At 65.3% G+C, this 18718-nt stretch carries 18 protein-coding genes and 1 tRNA gene; 5 read left to right on the top strand and 14 right to left on the bottom strand.

Annotated elements, in window-relative coordinates; genetic code table 11:
- Positions 1-116 precede the first annotated feature (116 nt).
- On the bottom strand, positions 117-860 hold the full coding sequence (locus tag GGQ98_RS15275; protein ID WP_341534235.1) for a queuosine precursor transporter: 744 nt from the start codon (positions 858-860) through the stop codon (positions 117-119).
- 29 nt (positions 861-889) lie between these two features.
- Between GGQ98_RS15275 and GGQ98_RS15280 the strand changes: the two genes are divergently transcribed.
- From GGQ98_RS15280 to GGQ98_RS18705, 4 genes are all read left to right on the top strand, one after another.
- The gene (locus tag GGQ98_RS15280; protein WP_184071048.1) at positions 890-2095 is read left to right on the top strand and encodes a DNA polymerase Y family protein; all 1206 of its coding nucleotides are present in this window, start codon (positions 890-892) and stop codon (positions 2093-2095) included.
- A gap of 40 nt (positions 2096-2135) precedes the next feature.
- Positions 2136-4295, top strand: coding sequence for a phosphoribosylformylglycinamidine synthase subunit PurL (purL, locus tag GGQ98_RS15285; RefSeq protein WP_424141366.1), 2160 nt, complete (start codon positions 2136-2138; stop codon positions 4293-4295).
- A gap of 138 nt (positions 4296-4433) precedes the next feature.
- Positions 4434-5144, top strand: coding sequence for a P-loop NTPase fold protein (locus tag GGQ98_RS18700; protein ID WP_184071052.1), 711 nt, complete (start codon positions 4434-4436; stop codon positions 5142-5144).
- A complete protein-coding gene (locus GGQ98_RS18705; RefSeq protein ID WP_184071054.1) occupies positions 5141-5947 on the top strand; it encodes a P-loop NTPase fold protein in 807 nt (268 codons plus the stop codon). The genes GGQ98_RS18700 and GGQ98_RS18705 overlap by 4 nt, the downstream gene beginning before the upstream one ends.
- Positions 5948-5966: 19 nt before the next feature.
- Here the strand turns inward: GGQ98_RS18705 and GGQ98_RS15300 are convergent, their stop codons facing one another.
- From GGQ98_RS15300 to GGQ98_RS15355, 12 genes are all read right to left on the bottom strand, one after another.
- Entirely contained in the window at positions 5967-7151 is a 1185-nt protein-coding gene (locus GGQ98_RS15300) for a DmpA family aminopeptidase (RefSeq protein ID WP_184071056.1), read from the bottom strand.
- Positions 7152-7235: 84 nt separating this feature from the next.
- The gene (locus tag GGQ98_RS15305) at positions 7236-7904 is read right to left on the bottom strand and encodes a hypothetical protein (RefSeq protein WP_184071058.1); all 669 of its coding nucleotides are present in this window, start codon (positions 7902-7904) and stop codon (positions 7236-7238) included.
- A 55-nt stretch (positions 7905-7959) separates the two neighbouring features.
- Positions 7960-8403, bottom strand: a complete 444-nt coding sequence (locus GGQ98_RS15310) for an Hpt domain-containing protein (protein WP_341534236.1) — start codon at positions 8401-8403, stop codon at positions 7960-7962.
- Between the two features lie 92 nt (positions 8404-8495).
- Complete coding sequence (locus tag GGQ98_RS15315; protein WP_243451935.1) at positions 8496-10424, bottom strand: alkyl/aryl-sulfatase; 1929 nt, start codon at positions 10422-10424, stop codon at positions 8496-8498.
- Positions 10425-10493: 69 nt separating this feature from the next.
- Positions 10494-10706 carry a sulfurtransferase TusA family protein gene (locus GGQ98_RS15320; RefSeq protein WP_184071115.1) on the bottom strand — a complete coding sequence of 71 codons (213 nt, stop codon included), beginning with the start codon at positions 10704-10706 and terminating at the stop codon, positions 10494-10496.
- A 5-nt stretch (positions 10707-10711) separates the two neighbouring features.
- Complete coding sequence (locus GGQ98_RS15325) at positions 10712-11581, bottom strand: hypothetical protein (protein ID WP_184071060.1); 870 nt, start codon at positions 11579-11581, stop codon at positions 10712-10714.
- A gap of 83 nt (positions 11582-11664) precedes the next feature.
- On the bottom strand, positions 11665-12015 hold the full coding sequence (locus GGQ98_RS15330; RefSeq protein WP_184071062.1) for a hypothetical protein: 351 nt from the start codon (positions 12013-12015) through the stop codon (positions 11665-11667).
- 220 nt (positions 12016-12235) lie between these two features.
- Positions 12236-12322: transfer RNA gene (locus tag GGQ98_RS15335), tRNA-Leu, on the bottom strand.
- A gap of 162 nt (positions 12323-12484) precedes the next feature.
- Positions 12485-13021, bottom strand: coding sequence for a CarD family transcriptional regulator (locus tag GGQ98_RS15340; RefSeq protein ID WP_184071064.1), 537 nt, complete (start codon positions 13019-13021; stop codon positions 12485-12487).
- Positions 13022-13288: 267 nt separating this feature from the next.
- A complete protein-coding gene (fdxA, locus tag GGQ98_RS15345) occupies positions 13289-13618 on the bottom strand; it encodes a ferredoxin FdxA (RefSeq protein ID WP_184071066.1) in 330 nt (109 codons plus the stop codon).
- A 42-nt stretch (positions 13619-13660) separates the two neighbouring features.
- A complete protein-coding gene (locus GGQ98_RS18975) occupies positions 13661-14065 on the bottom strand; it encodes an RNA-binding S4 domain-containing protein (RefSeq protein WP_424141367.1) in 405 nt (134 codons plus the stop codon).
- Entirely contained in the window at positions 13972-16491 is a 2520-nt protein-coding gene (locus GGQ98_RS15355) for a helicase-related protein (RefSeq protein ID WP_184071070.1), read from the bottom strand. The genes GGQ98_RS18975 and GGQ98_RS15355 overlap by 94 nt, the downstream gene beginning before the upstream one ends.
- Positions 16492-16851: 360 nt before the next feature.
- On the opposite strand from GGQ98_RS15355, the gene GGQ98_RS15360 reads away from it, so the two are divergent.
- Complete coding sequence (locus GGQ98_RS15360) at positions 16852-18333, top strand: peptidoglycan DD-metalloendopeptidase family protein (protein ID WP_184071072.1); 1482 nt, start codon at positions 16852-16854, stop codon at positions 18331-18333.
- A 21-nt stretch (positions 18334-18354) separates the two neighbouring features.
- Here GGQ98_RS15360 and GGQ98_RS15365 read toward each other — a convergent pair whose 3' ends face one another.
- The gene (locus GGQ98_RS15365) at positions 18355-18705 is read right to left on the bottom strand and encodes a GIY-YIG nuclease family protein (protein ID WP_341534237.1); all 351 of its coding nucleotides are present in this window, start codon (positions 18703-18705) and stop codon (positions 18355-18357) included.
- Between the last annotated feature and the right edge of the window lie 13 nt (positions 18706-18718).

The raw sequence follows: 18718 nt of genomic DNA on the forward strand, positions 1-18718 counted from the left end.
TGGCGCTCCCATGGAGTATCTGTCCCATAGCGCATCCTTCCATTGCTGGCTGAATAATGCACCATCAAAGCCTGGGATCAAACACCTAGGGTGTGCGGGGCCTAGGGTGTGCAGGCCTAAACGCTCGTCTTGAACGGCGTGAAGTCGGTCTCGCGGTCGTAGACGTCGAGGCCTTCGCGGCGCTTCAGAAAGCCGACCACAGCGTAGGTCACAGGTGTCAGGATCGCCTCCCAGCTCACCTTCAGCACCCACTGCGTGATGAGCACCTTGATGACGAGGTCGTTCGTCCACCCCGCCGCGCCGAGGAACGCCAGCGGGTAGAAGATCAGGCTGTCGACGCCCTGCCCCGCCATGGTGCTGCCGATGGTGCGCATCCAAAGATGCTTGCCCTTGGTCCACACCTTCATCTTCGCCATCACGTAGGAGTTGGTGAATTCGCCCGCCCAGAAGGCGACGATGCTGGCGAAGACGATGCGCGGCACCTGCCCGAACACCGCCTCGTAGCTCGCCTGCCCCGTCCAGTCGGCGGCGGGCGGAAGCGCCACCACCACCCACGCCATGAACGCCATGAAGATCATCGCGGCGAACCCCGCCCAGATGCAGCGCCGCGCCCGCGCGTAGCCGTAGACTTCCGTCAGTACGTCGCCGATCACATAGCCGACGGGGAAGAACAATATGCCCGCGCCGAACGGCCAGTCGCCGATGCCCGGAAGGTCGATCACGGCCACTTTCCCGGCGCCGAGCACGTTCGAAAGCAGCAGGATCGTAACGAACGCCGCCATCATGTAGTCGAAGTAGCCCAGCGGGCGCCCGTGCAGCGCCTGCGCCTCCACGGCCTGAGGTGCATGAACATCGTTCACAGTTTGTTCCTCATGTGCTACAGGCCCCCATGCGCTCCGATTCGCCGCTCCGCTGGCTGTTTCTCGATCTGAACAGCTATTTCGCCAGTGTCGAGCAGCAGTTGCAGCCGGCCCTGCGCGGCAAGCCCGTCGTCGTCGCGCCGGTGGATACCGACACGACGAGCGCCATCGCGGCGAGCTATGAGGCGAAGGCCTTCGGCATCCGCACCGGTACGCCCATCTGGGAGGCGAAGCGGCTGTGCCGCGACCTGATCGTCACGCCCGCGCGCCACGGTGCCTATGTCGAGTATCACAACCGCATCGTCGCGGAGGTGGAGCGGCACATCCCCGTCACCAAGGTCTGCTCGATCGACGAGGTCGCCTGCCGCCTGATGGACAACGAGAACGACCCGGCGTTCGTCCGCGATCTGGCGCGGCGCATCAAGGCGGGCATCGCCGCGCGGGTCGGCGAATATCTCAAATGCTCGATCGGCGTCGCGCCGACGCGCCTCGTCGCCAAGATCGCGTGCGACATGCAGAAGCCCGACGGCCTCACCGTCATCGAGGCGCACGAACTGCCCGAGCGGCTTTACGTGCTGAAGCTCATCGACATCCCCGACCTCATCGCGCGCGGCCCCAAACGCGCGGGCGAGGCGTGGGGCGCAGTGAACGGCGACCGGCTCTGGTGGACCCTCACCGGCCACGAGGTGCCGGACGTGGAAACGCAGCACCGCTCGATCGGCCACAGCCAGGTGCTTTCGCCCGCGAAGCGCGACCTTGCCGCCGCGTTCGCCACCGCCCGCCGCCTGTGCCTGAAGGCCGCGAGCCGCCTGCGCCGCGAAGGCTACGCCGCGCGCAGCCTGCTGCTCCACGCCCGGCTGGAGGACGGCGGCAAGTTCGCCGCGCACCAGCGCCTGCCGATGACGCAGGACAGTTTCAGCTTCCTGCGCGAACTGAACGCCCTCTGGTCCCGCCTCGCCGCGCAGAATACGCGCATCCGCATGGTCGGCGTCACGCTCGCCGAGATCGCCCCGGCGGGCCATGAACAGGGCGCGCTCTTCGACCGCGACGACATCGATCACGCCCTCGCCCGCGAGGCGCGCGGGCTCCGCCTTAGCGAGGCGATGGACAAGGCAAACGCGAAGTTCGGCCGCAATGCCGTCACGCTCGGGCCGCTGATCGGCGGCCGCATCGATCAGGTCGGCGCCAAGATCGCCTTCCACCGCATCCCCGACATGGCCGAGTTCCACGAATAGGCGCTGGAACCGGGCGCGCCGCCTCGCTATGAGCGCGGCCATGACCGATATCATCACGCCCGAGATCGTCGCCGAGCACGGCCTGACGCCAGACGAGTACGAAACCATCCTCGCCGCGATGGGCCGCGCGCCCAACCGCACCGAGCTCGGCATCTTCTCGGTGATGTGGTCGGAGCACTGCTCCTACAAATCCAGCCGCATCCACCTGAAGACGCTGCCCACCGAAGCGCCGTGGGTGATCTGCGGCCCCGGCGAGAACGCGGGCATCATCGACATCGGCGACGGCGACGCGGCAATCTTCAAGATGGAAAGCCACAACCACCCTTCGTTCATCGAGCCCTACCAGGGCGCGGCGACGGGCGTGGGCGGCATCCTGCGCGACGTCTTCACCATGGGCGCCCGCCCGGTCGCGAACCTGAACGCGCTGCGCTTCGGCGCGCCCGACCACGCGAAGACCCGCCACCTCGTCGCGGGCGTCGTCCATGGCATCGGCGGCTACGGCAACTGCGTGGGCGTGCCCACGGTGGGCGGCGAGGTGAACTTCCACCCGGCCTACAACGGCAACATCCTCGTGAACGCCATGACGGTGGGCGTCGCGAAGACCGACAAGATCTTCTATTCGGCCGCCGCGGGCATCGGCAATCCGGTGGTCTACGTCGGCTCCAAGACCGGCCGCGACGGCATCCACGGCGCCACCATGGCGAGCGCCGAGTTCACCGACGATTCGGAAGAGAAGCGCCCCACCGTTCAGGTCGGCGACCCGTTCACCGAAAAGCTGCTCATCGAAGCCTGCCTCGAGCTGATGGCGTCCGACGCGATCGTCGCGATTCAGGACATGGGCGCGGCGGGCCTCACCTCCTCGTCGGTGGAGATGGCGTCGAAGGGCGGTGTCGGCCTGGAGCTCAATCTCGACGCCGTGCCCTGCCGCGAAACCGGCATGATCCCCTATGAAATGATGCTCTCCGAAAGCCAGGAGCGCATGCTGATGATCCTGAAACCCGGCCGCGAGGGCGAAGCCGAGGCGATCTTCCGCAAGTGGGAGCTCGATTTCGCCGTGATCGGCACGGTGACGGAAACCGGCCGCCTCGTGCTGAAATTCAAGGGCGAAACCGCCGCCGACATCCCGCTCGCGCCGCTTGCGGACAACGCCCCGCTCTACGACCGCCCGCACGTGGCAACGCCGAAGCGCGCGCCGCTGACCGGCGTGCCCGAAAGCGCCGACCTCGCGGCCGATCTCGTGACGCTGATCGGCTCGCCCGACATCGCCAGCCGCCGCTGGGTTTGGGAACAGTACGACCACATGGTCGGCGCCGACACCGTGCAGCGCCCCGGCGGCGACGCCGCTGTCGTGCGCGTCCACGGCACCAAAAAAGCCCTCGCCATCACGACGGACTGCACGCCGCGCTACTGTTTCGCGGACCCGTTCGAGGGCGGCAAGCAGGCGGTCGCCGAAGCCTACCGCAACCTTTCGGCGGTCGGCGCGACGCCGCTCGCGATCACCAATTGCCTCAACTTCGGCAACCCGCAGCGCCCCGAAATCATGGGGCAGTTCGTCGGCTGCGTTTCGGGCATGGGCGCGGCGAGCAAGGCGCTCGACTTCCCCGTCGTCTCGGGCAACGTCAGCCTCTACAACGAAACGAACGGCGTCGGCATCCTCCCCACCCCCGCGATCGGCGGCGTCGGCCTGCTGCAGGATTACGAAACGAGCGCGACGATCGCCTTCAAAGGCGCGGGCGAGCCGATCTGGCTGATCGGCTCGCGCGCGGAAGGCCACCTCGGCCAGTCGATCTGGCTGCGCGAAATCCACGGCCGCGAAGACGGCCCGCCCCCGCCCGTCGATCTCGACGCAGAGCGCAAGGCCGGCGAATACGTCCGCGCGCTGATCGCAGAGGGCAAGGCAACCGCCGTCCACGACATCTCCGACGGCGGCCTCCTCGTCACCGTGACGGAAATGGCGCTCGCGGGCAGCACCGGCGCGACGCTGGACGCGCTCACCACGGCGGAAGCCTTCGGCGAGGACCAGGGCCTCTACGTCGTCACCGCCCCCGAAGGCGCGCTGGACGGCGCGGCGGTGCCGGTGAAACGCATCGGCACGACGGGCGGGGACGTGGTTTCCTTGGGAACGACCTCGGCGAGCCTTGAGAGCCTGCGCGCGGCTTTTGAGGGTTTCTTTCCGGTGCTGATGGGGCGCGAGGCTTAGGCGTTTCAAAGAGTTGGCAAGGCATTGGGCTGACTTTCGTCATCTGCTTGCGAGCGAACACAACGCAAACCCGCCTTGACCTCGCGCCTTCACGGACCCCATTCTGACCAAGCTGCGGGGGGGGGGGGGGGGAACGTGATGCATACAACGATGACGCCAGATCAGATTTGGGGAGAAAATCGTGAAAACGGCCGTCAGGCAGATTTGTTTGACCGGCGCCAAGAGGCAGAGCAGTTAATCGCCTATATCGAGAGCGTCATAGGTCGCGCTTCGATCCGTGAGGACAAGCGAGCATATACCATCGCCGTTGACGCCCGCTATGGCGAGGGAAAGAGCTTCTTCCTTCGTCGGCTCGCCGAACACTTGAGCATCAACCACCCGGTGGCCTTCGTAGACGCTTGGGCGGACGATCTGGCCGATGATCCCCTGACGGCTCTTGCCGCGACACTGAAAACCGCTCTCGATCCGTTCGTGAATAAGCCGGAGGTTAGAGATCGCCTCTCCGATTTTATGACCAAAACTGGACAAGTGGCGAAGATCGTTGCGAAGGGGCTCGCTCGAAGAGGAGCCGGGCTGATCATCACTGGGACGGCTGTAGACGCTGCCGAGGAAGTGCTTTCCAGCGTTTCGGAGGATGTGAAGGACGTTGTGGACGATGGCCTCAAGGACGTCGGTCAAGGGGCTGTTGATGACGTCACGAAAGCCGCCAAAAAGCCGCAGAATCTGATGGAAAAACGGGTGACGGCCTTTGAAGAGGGTAAGGCCGCCGTCCAGAAAATGAAGAACAGCTTAGCAGCAATTGTCGATTCTCTCGATGGTGCCAATCATCACCCGCCCATTGTGATGTGATAGATGAACTGGATCGATGTCGGCCCACGTATGCCGTTAAGCTTCTCGAAGAGATCAAGCATCTTTTCGATGTCTCGGGCATCGTGTTTATCCTAGCGCTTCATGGTGAACAGCTCGGACACTCCGTCTCGGGAGCATATGGCGCGGGCTTCGATGGACGGGCCTACCTCCGGAGGTTCATCGACCGGGAATATCGGCTCGCACAACCGAACCTCACCCCGCTACTGAAACGGCTTTGCGCGAACTCCGCTATTTCAGATATGGCCCTTAGCAGGCCGCAGATGGCGATTTCGCAGGCTCGCGACCTGACCCCCCCGCTTCCTGAACTATTGGCAGAATACATGAGGGTTTATGGGTTGAGTACACGCGATGCGTTCGAGTTGATTGATATCATTCCGACATCAATCGCGATTTTAGAAAGGCAGCATACACTCCACGCGGAATACTTTCTGCCTTTGGCGATAGGCCTCTTGAAAGGCCTGCCGGCTGGCAAACTCCCCGAACCCCAAAATGAGACCAGTTGGGTCTACGTGCCCAACTGGTCTTACGCCAACGATGCAACTGAGATCAGTTTTGCGGACATCGCTGCGGCTATTCAAAAAGCCGCTTCGCTGCCGGACGATCGCCAACAAACGGATAGGGCGCAGTTGCGGTCGGATTATGTGGCTAGGCTCGTCTACCAAAGCCGCGTTCACCAAACCGAGGAGCAACCCTTCTGGACGATTTATGGATATCCGCGCCTGCTGGGGACAGTCGCTCGCTTCACCAATCCCCAGCTTGATAGCCACAGACCGGCCGACTAGCGCCCCTCATCACGCCCTCTCACTCCGCAGCCAACCGCCCATACTTCTTTAAAATCGCGCGCAGTTCCGCGTGCGGCAGGCGGTGGACTTTGTAGCCGTTTGCGCCGGTCATCGTTTCGGCGGCCACCAGCACGTTGGTGATCGCCTCTTCGGTCGCCTGTGTCGCGGCTTCGAAGATCGGGGTCAGCTTTTCGTTGGACAGCGTTTCGACAGAAATAACGCCGCCGCCGACGCTGGCGAGGTTTCCGTTCGCGGTTGAAAAGGCGACGAAGATGTCGCCCGATCCATCGGACCCGGCGTCGCCCATGCGGCCCATGCCCGCAGCGGCGCGCTTGGCGAGGCGTTTCAGCTGGTGCGGCAGCATCGGCACATCCGTTGCCATCACCACGATGATCGATCCGTCCGCCGGGCCCATCATGGTGTGCGCCGCCGTTTCCACCGCGGGCTTTTCCGCCAGGTATTTTTTCGCAAGGTCTTCGCCCACCGGCGCACCGGCAACGCGCAGCCATTCGCGCATGCCGAAATTGCACTGCACCAGAACGCCGACGGTATAGGCCTTGCCGTCCACCTCCACGACGCGCGATGCCGTGCCCGTGCCGCCCTTGAAACCGAAGCACTGCATGCCGACGCCGCCGCCGACATTGCCCTCGGCCACCGGGCCGCTCGCTGCGGTTTCGATCGCGCGGATCGCATGCTCCGTCTTCACGTGGAAACCGTTGATGTCGTTCAGGCGGCCATCATAGGTTTCCGCGACGATCGGCGCGAACCATGCGCCCGGCCAGTTCACGTCGGCCAGCCACTTCACCACTGCATCGCGCACCACGCCGACGCTGTGCGTGTTGGTGATCATCACCGGCCCGTCGAAAAGGCCGCGCTCTTCAAGCCACACCGTGCCGGTCATTTCTCCGGCCGCGTTGCTCGTGTCCCAACCCGCGTACACCGGCGTGCGCGACTCCTTGCCGCGCGGCAGCACGGCGGTCACGCCCGTGCGCACCGGCCCCTTGCCGCGTTCCAGCTTGCCCTCGCCCGAGATCAGGCTGACATAGCCGACCTCCACCCCCGCGACATCGGTGATCGCATTGTACGCGCCCGGCGTTCCGGCGAACGGTACGCCCAGATCGCGTGCCCGCACCGTATCCGCACTTGCTGCACCCGCCATCATCATCCCCGCTGCAATCAAACCCGCCAATCGCCGATAGCGCATGCCACCCCCCTGTCGTCCAGAAACGAAGGGGGAGCATAACGCCTTGATCGCGGAAGAAAACCTTAGCCCTGGAGGGAGTGGCGGCTAGCTGCCGTTCACACAGGCCCGCCGCACCTTCTCGTGCTGGGCGCGGGCGGCGTTCTGGCGGCGGGAAAGCTCCGTGCGCAGCGCGTCGGCGCGGCCGGGGGGCTGGCACTGGCGGGCATAGTTGATCGCGGCATCCATGAATGCGGGCAGCACGGCGTTCAGCGTTTCGAAATTGCCGAGGATGTCCCTGCAAGCGGTTTCCCTGTCGGCATACGCCCGGCGCGTATCGAAACCGGACGCCGCCGCCGTGCGCTGCTGCGCCGCCACCGCCGCCTCGCGCAGGCCCTTGCACGCCACCGTCTCGCCGCCGCTTTCGGCGGGTTTGCCGATCAGGCTCGCGTCGCTGGTGCCGAATTCGCGCGCCGCCGTACCGCGCAGATCCTTCACGATGCTGCACTGTTTCAGCGCGGCTGCGCCCGCCGGGGCGCCGAGATCGATTTTCGCCTCGCCGTCCGTCACCACCGTGGAGCGCGCGGCCCCGTCCAGCGTCCAATCCACCACCGCGCACTGGTCGGTCGCGGTGCGGATGGTCAGCGTGCGCCCCTCCGTCACCAGATCGGCGCGGCAGCCGCGCACGCGGACGCCCGTGTCGCACGCCGGCCCCTCCGCCATCGCAGGCGCGGGAACGAACGAAAGCGCCGCGAAGAGCAGCAACGACCGGATCATGTTCTGCGTCCCCATCGCTTGGAGATTAACACGCACGGGTTGGTGCGTCGCGCGATCAGATGCGCCCGAAGCTCTGGTTACCCGCTGCGCTGCGAATTTCGCCGCGGCGACGCACGAGCGGGTTCGTCTCGCGCTCCAGCACCTCCATCGTGCGGCGGAACAGCGGCTTCAGCGCGGCAACGAGCACCAGCAGTTCGTCGGGCGCCTCCTGATGCTCCACGCAGCGGCGCGCGCCCGTCTCGATCCGCTCGGTCAGGTCGCCCAGCGTCATCGCGCCGAACTGGCGGGCTTCGGATTTCATCGTGTGCGCGGGCATCACCATGCGCGCGGCATTGCCCTCGCGCTGCGCCGCCTCGATCTCGGCGACCGCCTTGCCGCCGTCCTCGCCGAAATAGGTGATGATCTTGATGAAACCCGCACCCATCGTGGCGCGCGTCTTCTCGAAAATCTCGATGTCGACCACCGGCAGGCCGGGGTCGGTGATGTCAGGATTTTCCACGCGCGCGATCCTTACCTTATTCTGTGCGCGTATTTTCGGCCGTGCGGGTAAAATTTTGGTTTCCGCGGATGCTTGCCGAAGCGTTACGACGCTTAGGGAAGCGCGAGCCCGAAGGTGGCAGGCGGCGTTTCGAAAAGGCCCGTAAAGCGCTGCAATTGTGCCGCATCGCCGTCGATACGCAGGATGCCTTTCTGCACCGCCTCCGCCGCCTTCACCTGCCCCCCGACAAGGCCCAGGAACACGCGGCGCGGGCTGGTGAGCGTCACCGCCGGGGCCGCGCCTTCGCGCCACGCCTGATGCACGAGCACGCGGTTGCGCACGCTCACGAGGCGGCGCTCCCCGCTGTCGGGGAGCGTGATGCCGATGGAAAGGTCGGCGCCCGCCGCCTTTTCGGGCGACAGGCGCACCGCCATCAGATCGAGGAGGTCGGCAAGCGGCGTCGACATCGCGATTTCCGATGTGTTCGCGGCGCCGCCGCCTGCGGGGAGCCCGCGCAGCTCGCGCGCGCCCGACAAATAGATGTTGCGCCACGGCGCGGTTTCCGTCGCCCACGCCATCTGCTCGAAGCCGGCAGCAAGCATTTCCTTCGCGCGCGCATTGTCGGGCTCCGCCATCACGAGATGCGAAAGCAGCTCCGCCGCCCAGCGTTCGTCGCCGCTTTTCCGTGCTTTCGCGGCCTCTGCGAGCACCTTTTGCGCGCCGCCGATCGCCGCCACGATGTGTTTGCCGCGCTCCACGTCGGGCAGCGGGTCGAGGTGCGCGGGGTTGCCGTCGTAGTGGCCCATGTAGCGCTGGTAGACGGCGCGCGCATTGAACTTCAGCGAGCCGTAGTTGGGGCGATTGAACCAGGCCTGCGCGAGTTCCGGCGGCAGCTGGATCGCCTCCGCGATTTCGTTGCCGTTCAGCCCCGCGTTCATCATGCGCACGCTCTGGTCGTGCAGGTATTTGTAGGCGTCGCGGTGCAGCGCCATGAAGCGCCGCAGCGTCTCGCCGCCCCAGCGCGGCCAGAAGTGCGAGGTGAACACAACGTCGCTTTTCCCGCCGAACCGCGTGAGCGCTTCCGTCAGGTAATCGGCCCACACCTTCGCATCGCGCACCAGCGCACCGCGCGGGGTCAGCACGTTGTGCATCGCGCCGTTCGCGTTCTCGGCAAGGCAGAGCGCGCGCAGATGCGGCAGATAGACGTTCATCTCCGCAGGCGCCTCGGTTCCCGGCGTCAGCTGGAATTCGAACGTCATCCCATCCACCTGCGTCGTCTCCGCCCCGGCACGCACCGTATCGGTCGGTTCGATCAGGCTGTACGTTCCCCCCGCCACCACCGGGCCGATCCCCGCCGAAACGATCCCTTCGGGTCCATGCTCCAACGCGGTCCCGAACATGAACGCCGCCCGCCGACTCATCGCCGCCCCCGCGATCACGTTCTCCGATATGGCATGGTCCATGAACCCCTCAGGCGCGTAGATCCGCACCTTCCCTGCCTTCACGTCCGCCTCGTCGACAACGCCCCGTACCCCGCCGAAGTGGTCGATGTGGCTGTGCGTGTAGATCACCGCCGTCACCGGCAGGTCGCCGATGTGCCTGCGCGCGAGCGCCATCGCGGCGCGCGCGGTTTCCACCGTCGTCAGCGGATCGACCACGATCAAGCCGGTCCTGCCCCGGATCAGCGTCATGTTCGCAAGATCATAGCCGCGCACCTGCCAGAGGCCGGGCACCACCTCGAACAGGCCCGCCCCGCTCACCAGCTGCGCATTCCGCCACAGGCTCGGGTTCACCGTATCGGGCGCCGGACCGGCAACCTTCGCGTCATCGGCGAACGACCGGATCACGCGGCCGTCCGCCCCCAGAACATCAGAATCCGGCCGCGCCAGCAGGCCGCGCCGCGCGAAATCGAAATCCTCGGTATCGCCAAACGGCAAAGCTGCCGCAGCTGCGCTGTTCGCGGCCTTCGTCGCCGCGCTCGGCACTTCCGCCGCCGCAGGGTGCGCTGCCGCGAGCGCCGCCAGAATCCAAAGGCGCATCATCCGTTCCTCCCCGTTTTGCGTAATGCTGCACAAATCAGGAAGAGGCGCAAATGGCGAAGGTGACAGTGTTTAGGGTAGCGCCCGCCTGATGCGCCACCTGAGCGGCCCCGTCTCCTCGGCCAAGACGCCCTGCTCACCCGCGAACGCGGGCACGTCGCGCGCTGCGGCGAGATCATCTGCGACAAGCTCGAACTCGGCCGCTTCGGGATACTCGCGGAGCGCGCGCGCGAGTCTGAGCACGGGGAGCGGGCAACGCATTCCGCGCGCATCCACCCGCACCATCACGCTCAGCGGATCTCGAACAGCTTGATGCTCCGGCTCGCGTAGAGATAGGCGAGCACGAGCGAGGAAAACAGGCGGCGCTTGCCCCGCCGCCCGCGCGCGATGAACACGCCCTCGGGATGCCGGTAAAGGTTGGGATAAACCTCCTCGGACTCCTCCACGAGCTGATCCTTGGCAGCGGTATCAAGGCCCCGCCAGCGCGAATAGGTGCGGCGTTGCCGCCGCCGTTCCCGGACCACAAGCCAGAGCAGCGCGCCGCCGGCCGCAAGGCCGACACCCATCGCGAGACCTGCGAGCCACTGGCGCGCCTCGTGCGTTTCGACCGCGCGCGGCGTCCCGACGGCATCAGAGGGCATTGTCTCATCCTCCGGGACGATCTCGGCGCCGCGGGCCTGGTTTTCGTTCGCCAGATATTCCTCGACACGAAGTCCCATCACCGGCTTGATAGGGCCGTCCTGCAGGCGCATCTGATCGATGGTGCCGTCCCCACCCGAGACAAAGCCTTCACCAGACGCACCTACAGTGATGGCATAAAGCGGCCGCTCCGTGCATTTCACCTTGAGCGTCCGGGCGCGCGTCGACGAGCGGAACACCTGATACTCGCGAACGCGGGGACAATTCACGTCAAGCTCGACGACCGTCGAAGACACGAGCTTTTCGAGCTCTTCGTCATTCGCGCCGCCTTTCAGCGCGTGGAAAAGCCGCGTCGTGGCAGGCTGAAGCGCAAGAAGGCTGGCGTCCGGCGCGGTTTCCATGGGCGGCGCAGCAGGCTGCGCCGGCTCCAGCGTCTGCGGATCACCGTCAAGCACAGCTTCGGGAACAACAGGAGACTCCCCCGTCGACATGGTCGGCGCGAGCATCAGCGCAATCGTCAAGAGGGCCGCAGATGGCATGCAGCCGATTGATACCGATGCCGCCGCCCGCTGTCAGCACGGAAAACCGGTCACGAAGAAAGCCTTCAGGCCGCCTTCGCCCGCAGCACGTTGCTCAGCGCCCGGTCGAGAACCGACGTGGTGATGTGCCCATGTCGCGCCAGGCTGGCGAGCCGTGCTTCATTGGCCGGCCCGAGCAGCGGCCGCAGACCCGCGCGCAGCATTTCAACAAACCCCGGCGCCCGCTCGGCGAGGACACGCAGATGATCTTCAGCCACCTGACCATCGGAAACCGCTTTCGCGATGGCATTGAAAGCTTCGGCATCCGTGACCTGCGTCACGTCGATCGCTTGCAGAATCACGTCCGCGCGTCTGGTGAGGAGCGTACCTGCCTGCACCATTGCATTGATTTGGCTGGCGAATTCTTCCGGACCCATAGCGACCCCCAACGAACATACAGGTCAGCTAAGCGCCTCCGCAGGCGTAAATAAGGCCGACTCCGACTTTCCGGGCTGGAAATACGGCAGACCGTTCGAAAGTGTAGAGACACGTCTCCGCAGGTGGGCCGCAATGCCTGCACCCGCGAACGCCGCAGAACTGCGGCCCTCTCGGGCCGCCGGCCGCGAGAATGCGAAATCCAAAGTTTTGAAAAATATATGGTGCGGTCGAGAAGACTCGAACTTCCACGGCCTTTCGGCCACAGCGACCTCAACGCTGCGCGTCTACCAGTTCCGCCACGACCGCACGTGAAAAGCAAGGCGCGGAAGCGCTCTGCCGACTGGCAAGGCGGGGGCTCTAGCAGGGAAAATCGGCGCCCGCAACAGAGGAAGCGTAAAGTCGGCAACGAAAAAGGGCGACCCCTCAGGGTCGCCCTTTTTGTCGGCTTTTAAGACGCTGTGTGTGTGGTCAGGCCGCTGCGGCCTCAGCCTGCGCTTTGACCGCCAGCTTCTTCATAAGCACTTCTTCGATCTTCGTCTGCGCCGAAGCCTCATCGACGCCTTCCATCGCGGCGAGTTCACGCGCGAGGCGGCCGATCGCGGCCTCGTAGATCTGGCGCTCGGAATAGCTCTGCTCGGGCTGATCCTCCGCACGGTGCAAGTCGCGAACCACCTCGGCAATCGACACAAGATCGCCCGAGTTGATCTTCGCTTCATATTCCTGCGCGCGACGCGACCACATCGTGCGCTTCACCTTGGGCTTGCCCTTGAGCGTGGTCATCGCATCGGCGAGAGTCGCCTGGCTGGAAAGCTTGCGCATGCCCACGGCCTCGGCCTTGTTCATGGGCACGCGAAGCGTCATGCGCTCCTTTTCAAAGCGCAGCACGTAAAGTTCCAGCTTCGCGCCGGCGATTTCGGTTGCCTGAAGTTCGACAATCCGGCCGACGCCATGCTTCGGATAAACGACATGGTCGCCAACACTGAAGCCAGGTGCCTTTGCTGCCATAGATTTGGTTCCTTTGTCAGATGTTCAAAGAGCGCAGCGTGCCGCCCCAAATGGGTCGGGCGCCGAAAATTCCGATTGCCCTGCCTTGACCCTGCGTTCGGGCGGACGACCGGCAAGGGCGGCCGAGCGCGGTTGTTATACAAAGCAAGAGCGCCGTTCAGGGAGCCAAAAAAGCCCGCAAAACTGCGCTCATTGACGCCTTTATAACAGAAAAATGACGTCGGCGCTACGCCGAATCTGCGTCAATCAGGCGCAGTGCGGATAAATTCAGCCCGGATTGGCGGAAAAATACTTCTCGAACTTGCCGGTTTCGCCCTTGTGGGCATCGGCATCATCCGGCGCATCCTTCTTTGCCGTGATGTTCGGCCACTGCGACGAATAGGTGGTGTTGAGCTCCAGCCACTGGTCGAGCCCGTCTTCCGTATCGGGCAGGATTGCTTCTGCGGGGCACTCGGGCTCGCACACACCGCAATCGATGCACTCGTTAGGGTTGATGACGAGCATATTCTCGCCCTCGTAGAAACAATCGACCGGGCAGACCTCGACGCAGTCCATATACTTGCACTTGATGCAGGCTTCGGTCACCACATAGGTCATCGCGTATCACCTTAAAAACGGACGGCGTATTTCCTGCGTCTGCTACACAGCGACGGTAGCCGACGTCAATCCACCTGAGCCCGGCGCGAGATTTGTATAGAGCAAATGTGCCTCCGAATGGGGTGCCCGATGCTCGGCGAGGGCCTCGACCCGAACGATATGTATCTCCCCGGCGCGCGTGTAACTGAGCACGGCGCCCGGGCGCACACGCGCCGATGCACGGTCAATCACGCGGCCGTCCATGCGAAGACGGCGGCTTTCGCAAAGATCCTGCGCTTCGCTGCGGGACTTGGTGCAGCGCGCATACCATAGCCATTTATCAAGACGCAGCGCGGGGCCGAATACCAAGGGCATCATCCTTTCTTCATGGTGGCAAGAACAGCGAAGGGCGAATGACTCTGTGCGGGTATGCGCCGCACCGCGCGGCGGGCCGGCATGCCCCGCCATGCGAACGTGGCGCCTCCATCCTGCTGCACGCTGCGATAACCGAGCGCGCGCATCAGCTGGCTGAAACTCTTTTCGGAAATGCCCAGGCTCTGCATCCACATCGCATCGGGGACGAACGGCGCCGCGCCGCGCCGCTGCCTGTGCATCGCCTTCACCAGCCGCTCGACCATATCGACGCGGACAGCGTCGGTGACGATCGGCCAGAAGCCCGCAACCTCGTAGAAGGCGCGCGGGGTATTTTCGTCGATGGGAACGGAGACGCGTCCGGGCGGAGGCGGCGGAGGCGCCGTTTCGAGGCCGCTGCTGACCGCCCAGAGCGCGAGGCGCCAGCGCGTCGGCTCGGGGCGCAGAAGATCGGGAATGTAAACATGGGTGGCGCCGATGCGGACGCCGCTGCGGTAGAGGAGCGCGTTGTCGGCTTCGCCGAGGTCGGAGAGGAGCGGGAGCGTGGGGGCGCGAGCGAGACAACCGAGACCCTGCGTGAGCTGCACGACAAGGCCCCTGAGCGCCGGAGAGGCATCTCGGTCGACGCGCGCCCGGAGGCGGAGAAGCGGGCCGAGATAGCGCTCGACGCGCTTGGCGAACCACTGTTCGAGCCGGGCACTGACACCGCTGCGCGAGGCAGCGTCGAGATCGGCGAGGCTGCGATCGAGCCGCACGCGCGGGCTGAGCGGATCGGCGCCGCGCGCGAGATACCCGACGCGCGCGTCGTTCCAGAGGATACGCGGCGGCAGCGATCCGTTGAAATCCAGCGCAAGCGCACCGTCGTCGCAGTCGGCGAGCTGCCGGGCGCGGCGTATCATTTCCCCGGCAAGGCGGCGCTCGGCGGCGGCGAGCAGGCGGCGCTTCTCCCCCGCCCGCGCAGCCGGATCGGTCTCGAAGCGAAAACCGGTGAGCCGCCCGATCGGCTCCCCGCCGACGACGACCGCGCCGTCTTCATCGATCTCGGTGGGCAGCAGATGCCCGCGCGCGGAAAGCTCGCGCATCAGCACTGAGGTCCGGCGATCGACGAACCGCTGCGTCAGCTTCTGATGAAGCGCATCGGAAAGCCGGTCCTCGATCTCGCGCGAGCGCTGCGCCCAGTGCTGCGGATCAACGAGCCAGTCGGGACGATGTGCCGCGAACGTCCACGTGCGCGCCGCCGCGATCCGGTTCGCAAGCACTTCGATATCGCCCTGCACATCATCGAGCCGCGCCACCTCGCCCGCCACCCAGTCGGTCGGGATCCGCCCGCTGCCTTCGGTCAGATGGCCGTAGATGCGCGCGATGAAGCGCGCGTGCATATCCGGGCCCGTTTTGCGGTAATCGGGAAGCCCGCACACGGCCCAGAGCCGCTGCAGCCGCCCTGGCGTATTCGCGCGCTCCACGATCCAGTCTTCGCGCGCGAGGCGTTTCAGAACCTGGAAATCAACCTCGTCGTCGGAGCGGGTGAGCCGCGCATGTTCGGGCCGCACGCCGAGCGAGGCGATGAGCCGCCCGAGCGAACCGAAATCGAGCCGCGCATTGCGCCACACCAGCCGGTCCAGCGCCGGGAACGTATGCGCCTCGATCGCTTCGACTTCGGCGGCTTCAAACGCCGGCCCGTCGTCTTCGGCGACCGCGAGAGGCCCGAAGCTGCCGTCGGTCTGATAGCGGCCGGCGCGGCCCGCGATCTGCGCCATCTCCGCGGGCCGCAGCCGCCGCACGCGCTTGCCGTCGAACTTCGAGAGCGCTGCGAACGCGACATGCGCGATATCCATGTTGAGGCCCATGCCGATGGCGTCGGTGGCCACCAGATAATCCACCTCTCCGGACTGGTAGAGTTCGACCTGGGCATTGCGCGTGCGCGGCGACAGGCCGCCCATCACCACCGCAGCGCCGCCTTTCTGGCGGCGGATCATTTCTGCCAGGCCGTAAACATCCTCGGCGCTGAACGCGACGACCGCGCTGCGCTTGGGCAGGCGCGACAGTTTTTTCGGCCCGACGTGGCTGAGCGTGGAGAAGCGCGGGCGGCCGACGATTTCGGCGTCGGGGAGCAGCGCACGCACGACCGGCCGGATCGTATCGGCACCCAGGATCATCGTTTCGTCGCGGCCGCGCACATGGAGCAGCCGATCGGTGAACACGTGTCCGCGTTCCGCATCGGCGCCGAGTTGTGCCTCATCCAGCGCGACGAAGGCGACGTCCCGGTCCATCGGCATCGATTCCGCGGTACAGAGGAAATAGCGCGCACCTTCGGGCACGATCTTTTCCTCGCCGGTGACGAGCGCGACCTGCGACGCGCCCTTGATCTGCACCACACGGTCGTAAACCTCGCGCGCCAGAAGCCGCAGCGGGAAGCCGATCATGCCGCTGGAGTGGGCACACATGCGTGTAACGGCGAGATGGGTCTTGCCCGTATTGGTGGGCCCGAGAACAGCGGTGACGGAGCCGTCAGTGCCGCTCATCGGCGCGTTTCCTGACCCGACGTTCAGGGAAAGAGTTTCGGCTCAGTGCACACACGAAACAGCACGTCTCCTCAAAACACAACATATGGTGTCACCGTTCCCTTCGGCACGCAAGCGGCGAAACGACGATTCGAATCGTTTCGGATGCGCCGAACGGTTCGCCGCTTAAATCCTGTCGCTTCATCGCAGCGACGACACATAACCCCCCGTGTTAAATTGACATTAAGCACTCTGGCCGACACTTTGAGGATCGCGGGGAACGGTCGATTTCGGCCATTTCTAAAACGATGGGTCGCACGCAGAGACAGCTTCCGTTTCGGACGCCGGATTTGTGCTTGATAATTTTGGGGCGGGGGCTTCGTGTTTCAACCCACCACGCGCGCCTTCGAGGGCGCAACATTCTCAATTCCCGCGCCCGCCGCGCGGGTTCCTTTTGCGTCTGCGAACGTCGCCTCAGCGAAGGCAGGCGCGCGCCCAGCCAGTATCGTCGTTGATCTCGGAGCCGACATCGGCTCGAAGCGGTGGTGGCGCGGCATGGCCACGCTCGGCGCTGTGCTCGGGCTCGCCGTCACCGTCGCGTTGAACCCGGCACCGTTTGAAACGCCCGCCCAGCCGGAACTCGCGCCGACGCAGTTCGCCGCACTTGACAGCGTCTCGGTCGCGCCGCTGGCGCAGAGGCCGCAGGGCCTCGGCTTCCATCAGCCCAGCGCCCGCGTGACCGCGCTCGCGGAACCGCCGGAACGCCCGCGCATCGAGGTGGCCGCGCGCCTGCGCGAAGTCGACAGCTTCAACGGCGCGCTGCGCCGCGCCGGCGTTTCAGCAGCGGACGTCGCCAACGTGGCACTGCTCGCGGCAGGCCACACCGATGTCAAATCGATGAAGCCCGGCGCCACGATCGACCTGGTGCTTGGCCGCCGCACCGACAAATCGCAGCCGCGCCCACTCGAATCGCTGGCGTTCCGCGCCGCGTTCGACCTTCGCCTGGAAGTGAACCGCAGCGCGGCCGGCGATCTCATCGTGACGCGTGACGAAATCGCAGTGGACGACAGCCCGCTCGTCGTCGCGGGCGACGTCGGCGGCAGCCTCTACCAGTCCGCACGCGCCTTCGGCCTGCCGAGCCGCGTCGTCGCGAGCTACATCAAGGCGCTGAGCCCGAAGGTGAACTTCCAGCGCGATGTCGGTTCGCGCGACAACTTCCAGATGGTCGTCGAGCACCGCCGCGCCGAAACCGGCGAGACCGAAACGGGCAATCTGATTTACGCCAAGCTCGGCGGCAAGCGCGACATCGAATTGCTGCGCTGGGTCCACAACGGTCGGACCAAGTTCTTCCTTGCCGACGGCTCTTCCGCCGTGGAAGGCATGATCCGTTCACCCGTCGCCGGTGCCCGTTTCAGCTCCGGATTCGGTGCGCGTTTCCACCCGATCCTGAAGCGCCAGCGCATGCATTCGGGCGTCGACTTTGCGGCGCGCACCGGCACGCCGGTGATGTCGACAGCGCCGGGCACCGTGATTTTCGCGGGCCGCAACGGCGGCTATGGCAACCAGGTGCGGGTGCGCCACGCGAACGGCATCGTCACCACCTACAGCCACCTTTCGCGCATCGCATCGCGCAGCGGCCAGCGCGTGGGCGCGGGCGACGTGATCGGCAATGTCGGCTCCACAGGTCTTTCGACCGGCCCCCACCTCCACTACGAGGTGCATATCGGGGGCCGCCCGGTGAACCCGCGCTCGGCGAAACTGCCCATTCAGGAGCAGCTGGAAGGCCAGGAACTCGCCCGCTTCAAGGCGGAATTGCAACGCATGCGGCAGATGAAGCCGGTCGCGGTGAGCCACGACGCTTAAGGGCACAGAACGGAAACACGGTTATGGATCCCGGCCTGCGCCGGGATGACGGGATAAGCGCCGCCGTTTCATAAAATCGTCACCCCGGCACAGGCCGGGGCCCATGCGACCTACCGGATAGAGATCGCACCATTCCGGGTTCGCTTCGTTGATGAGCTGCAGTTTCCATGCGCAGTTCCATTCCTTGAGCGCTTTTTCGCGGGCTATGCCCTCGCGGAAATCGTCGTGCTCTTCGTACCAGAACGTCTTCACACCGTATTGCTTCGTGAAGCCGGGGACGAGGCCTTCGCGGTGTTCATGCGCCCGCCGCGCGAGATCGTTCGTAACGCCCATGTAGAGCGGGCCGCCCTTGCCGCTCGCCATGATATACACCCAGCCGCGTCAC

This window comes from Sphingosinicella soli, assembly GCF_014199685.1.
Lineage (GTDB): Bacteria > Pseudomonadota > Alphaproteobacteria > Sphingomonadales > Sphingomonadaceae > Sphingosinicella > Sphingosinicella soli.

Coding starts and splice junctions, on each gene's coding strand:
- GGQ98_RS15280 (WP_184071048.1), top strand. CDS start 890: ATGCGCTCCGATTCGCCGCTCCGCTGGCTGTTTCTCGATCTGAACAGC.
- purL (WP_424141366.1), top strand. CDS start 2,136: ATGACCGATATCATCACGCCCGAGATCGTCGCCGAGCACGGCCTGACG.
- GGQ98_RS18700 (WP_184071052.1), top strand. CDS start 4,434: ATGCATACAACGATGACGCCAGATCAGATTTGGGGAGAAAATCGTGAA.
- GGQ98_RS15300 (WP_184071056.1), bottom strand. CDS start 7,151: ATGCGCTATCGGCGATTGGCGGGTTTGATTGCAGCGGGGATGATGATG.
- GGQ98_RS15305 (WP_184071058.1), bottom strand. CDS start 7,904: ATGATCCGGTCGTTGCTGCTCTTCGCGGCGCTTTCGTTCGTTCCCGCG.
- GGQ98_RS15315 (WP_243451935.1), bottom strand. CDS start 10,424: ATGATGCGCCTTTGGATTCTGGCGGCGCTCGCGGCAGCGCACCCTGCG.
- GGQ98_RS15320 (WP_184071115.1), bottom strand. CDS start 10,706: ATGGTGCGGGTGGATGCGCGCGGAATGCGTTGCCCGCTCCCCGTGCTC.
- GGQ98_RS15330 (WP_184071062.1), bottom strand. CDS start 12,015: ATGGGTCCGGAAGAATTCGCCAGCCAAATCAATGCAATGGTGCAGGCA.
- GGQ98_RS15340 (WP_184071064.1), bottom strand. CDS start 13,021: ATGGCAGCAAAGGCACCTGGCTTCAGTGTTGGCGACCATGTCGTTTAT.
- fdxA (WP_184071066.1), bottom strand. CDS start 13,618: ATGACCTATGTGGTGACCGAAGCCTGCATCAAGTGCAAGTATATGGAC.
- GGQ98_RS18975 (WP_424141367.1), bottom strand. CDS start 14,065: ATGGCGGGGCATGCCGGCCCGCCGCGCGGTGCGGCGCATACCCGCACA.
- GGQ98_RS15355 (WP_184071070.1), bottom strand. CDS start 16,491: ATGAGCGGCACTGACGGCTCCGTCACCGCTGTTCTCGGGCCCACCAAT.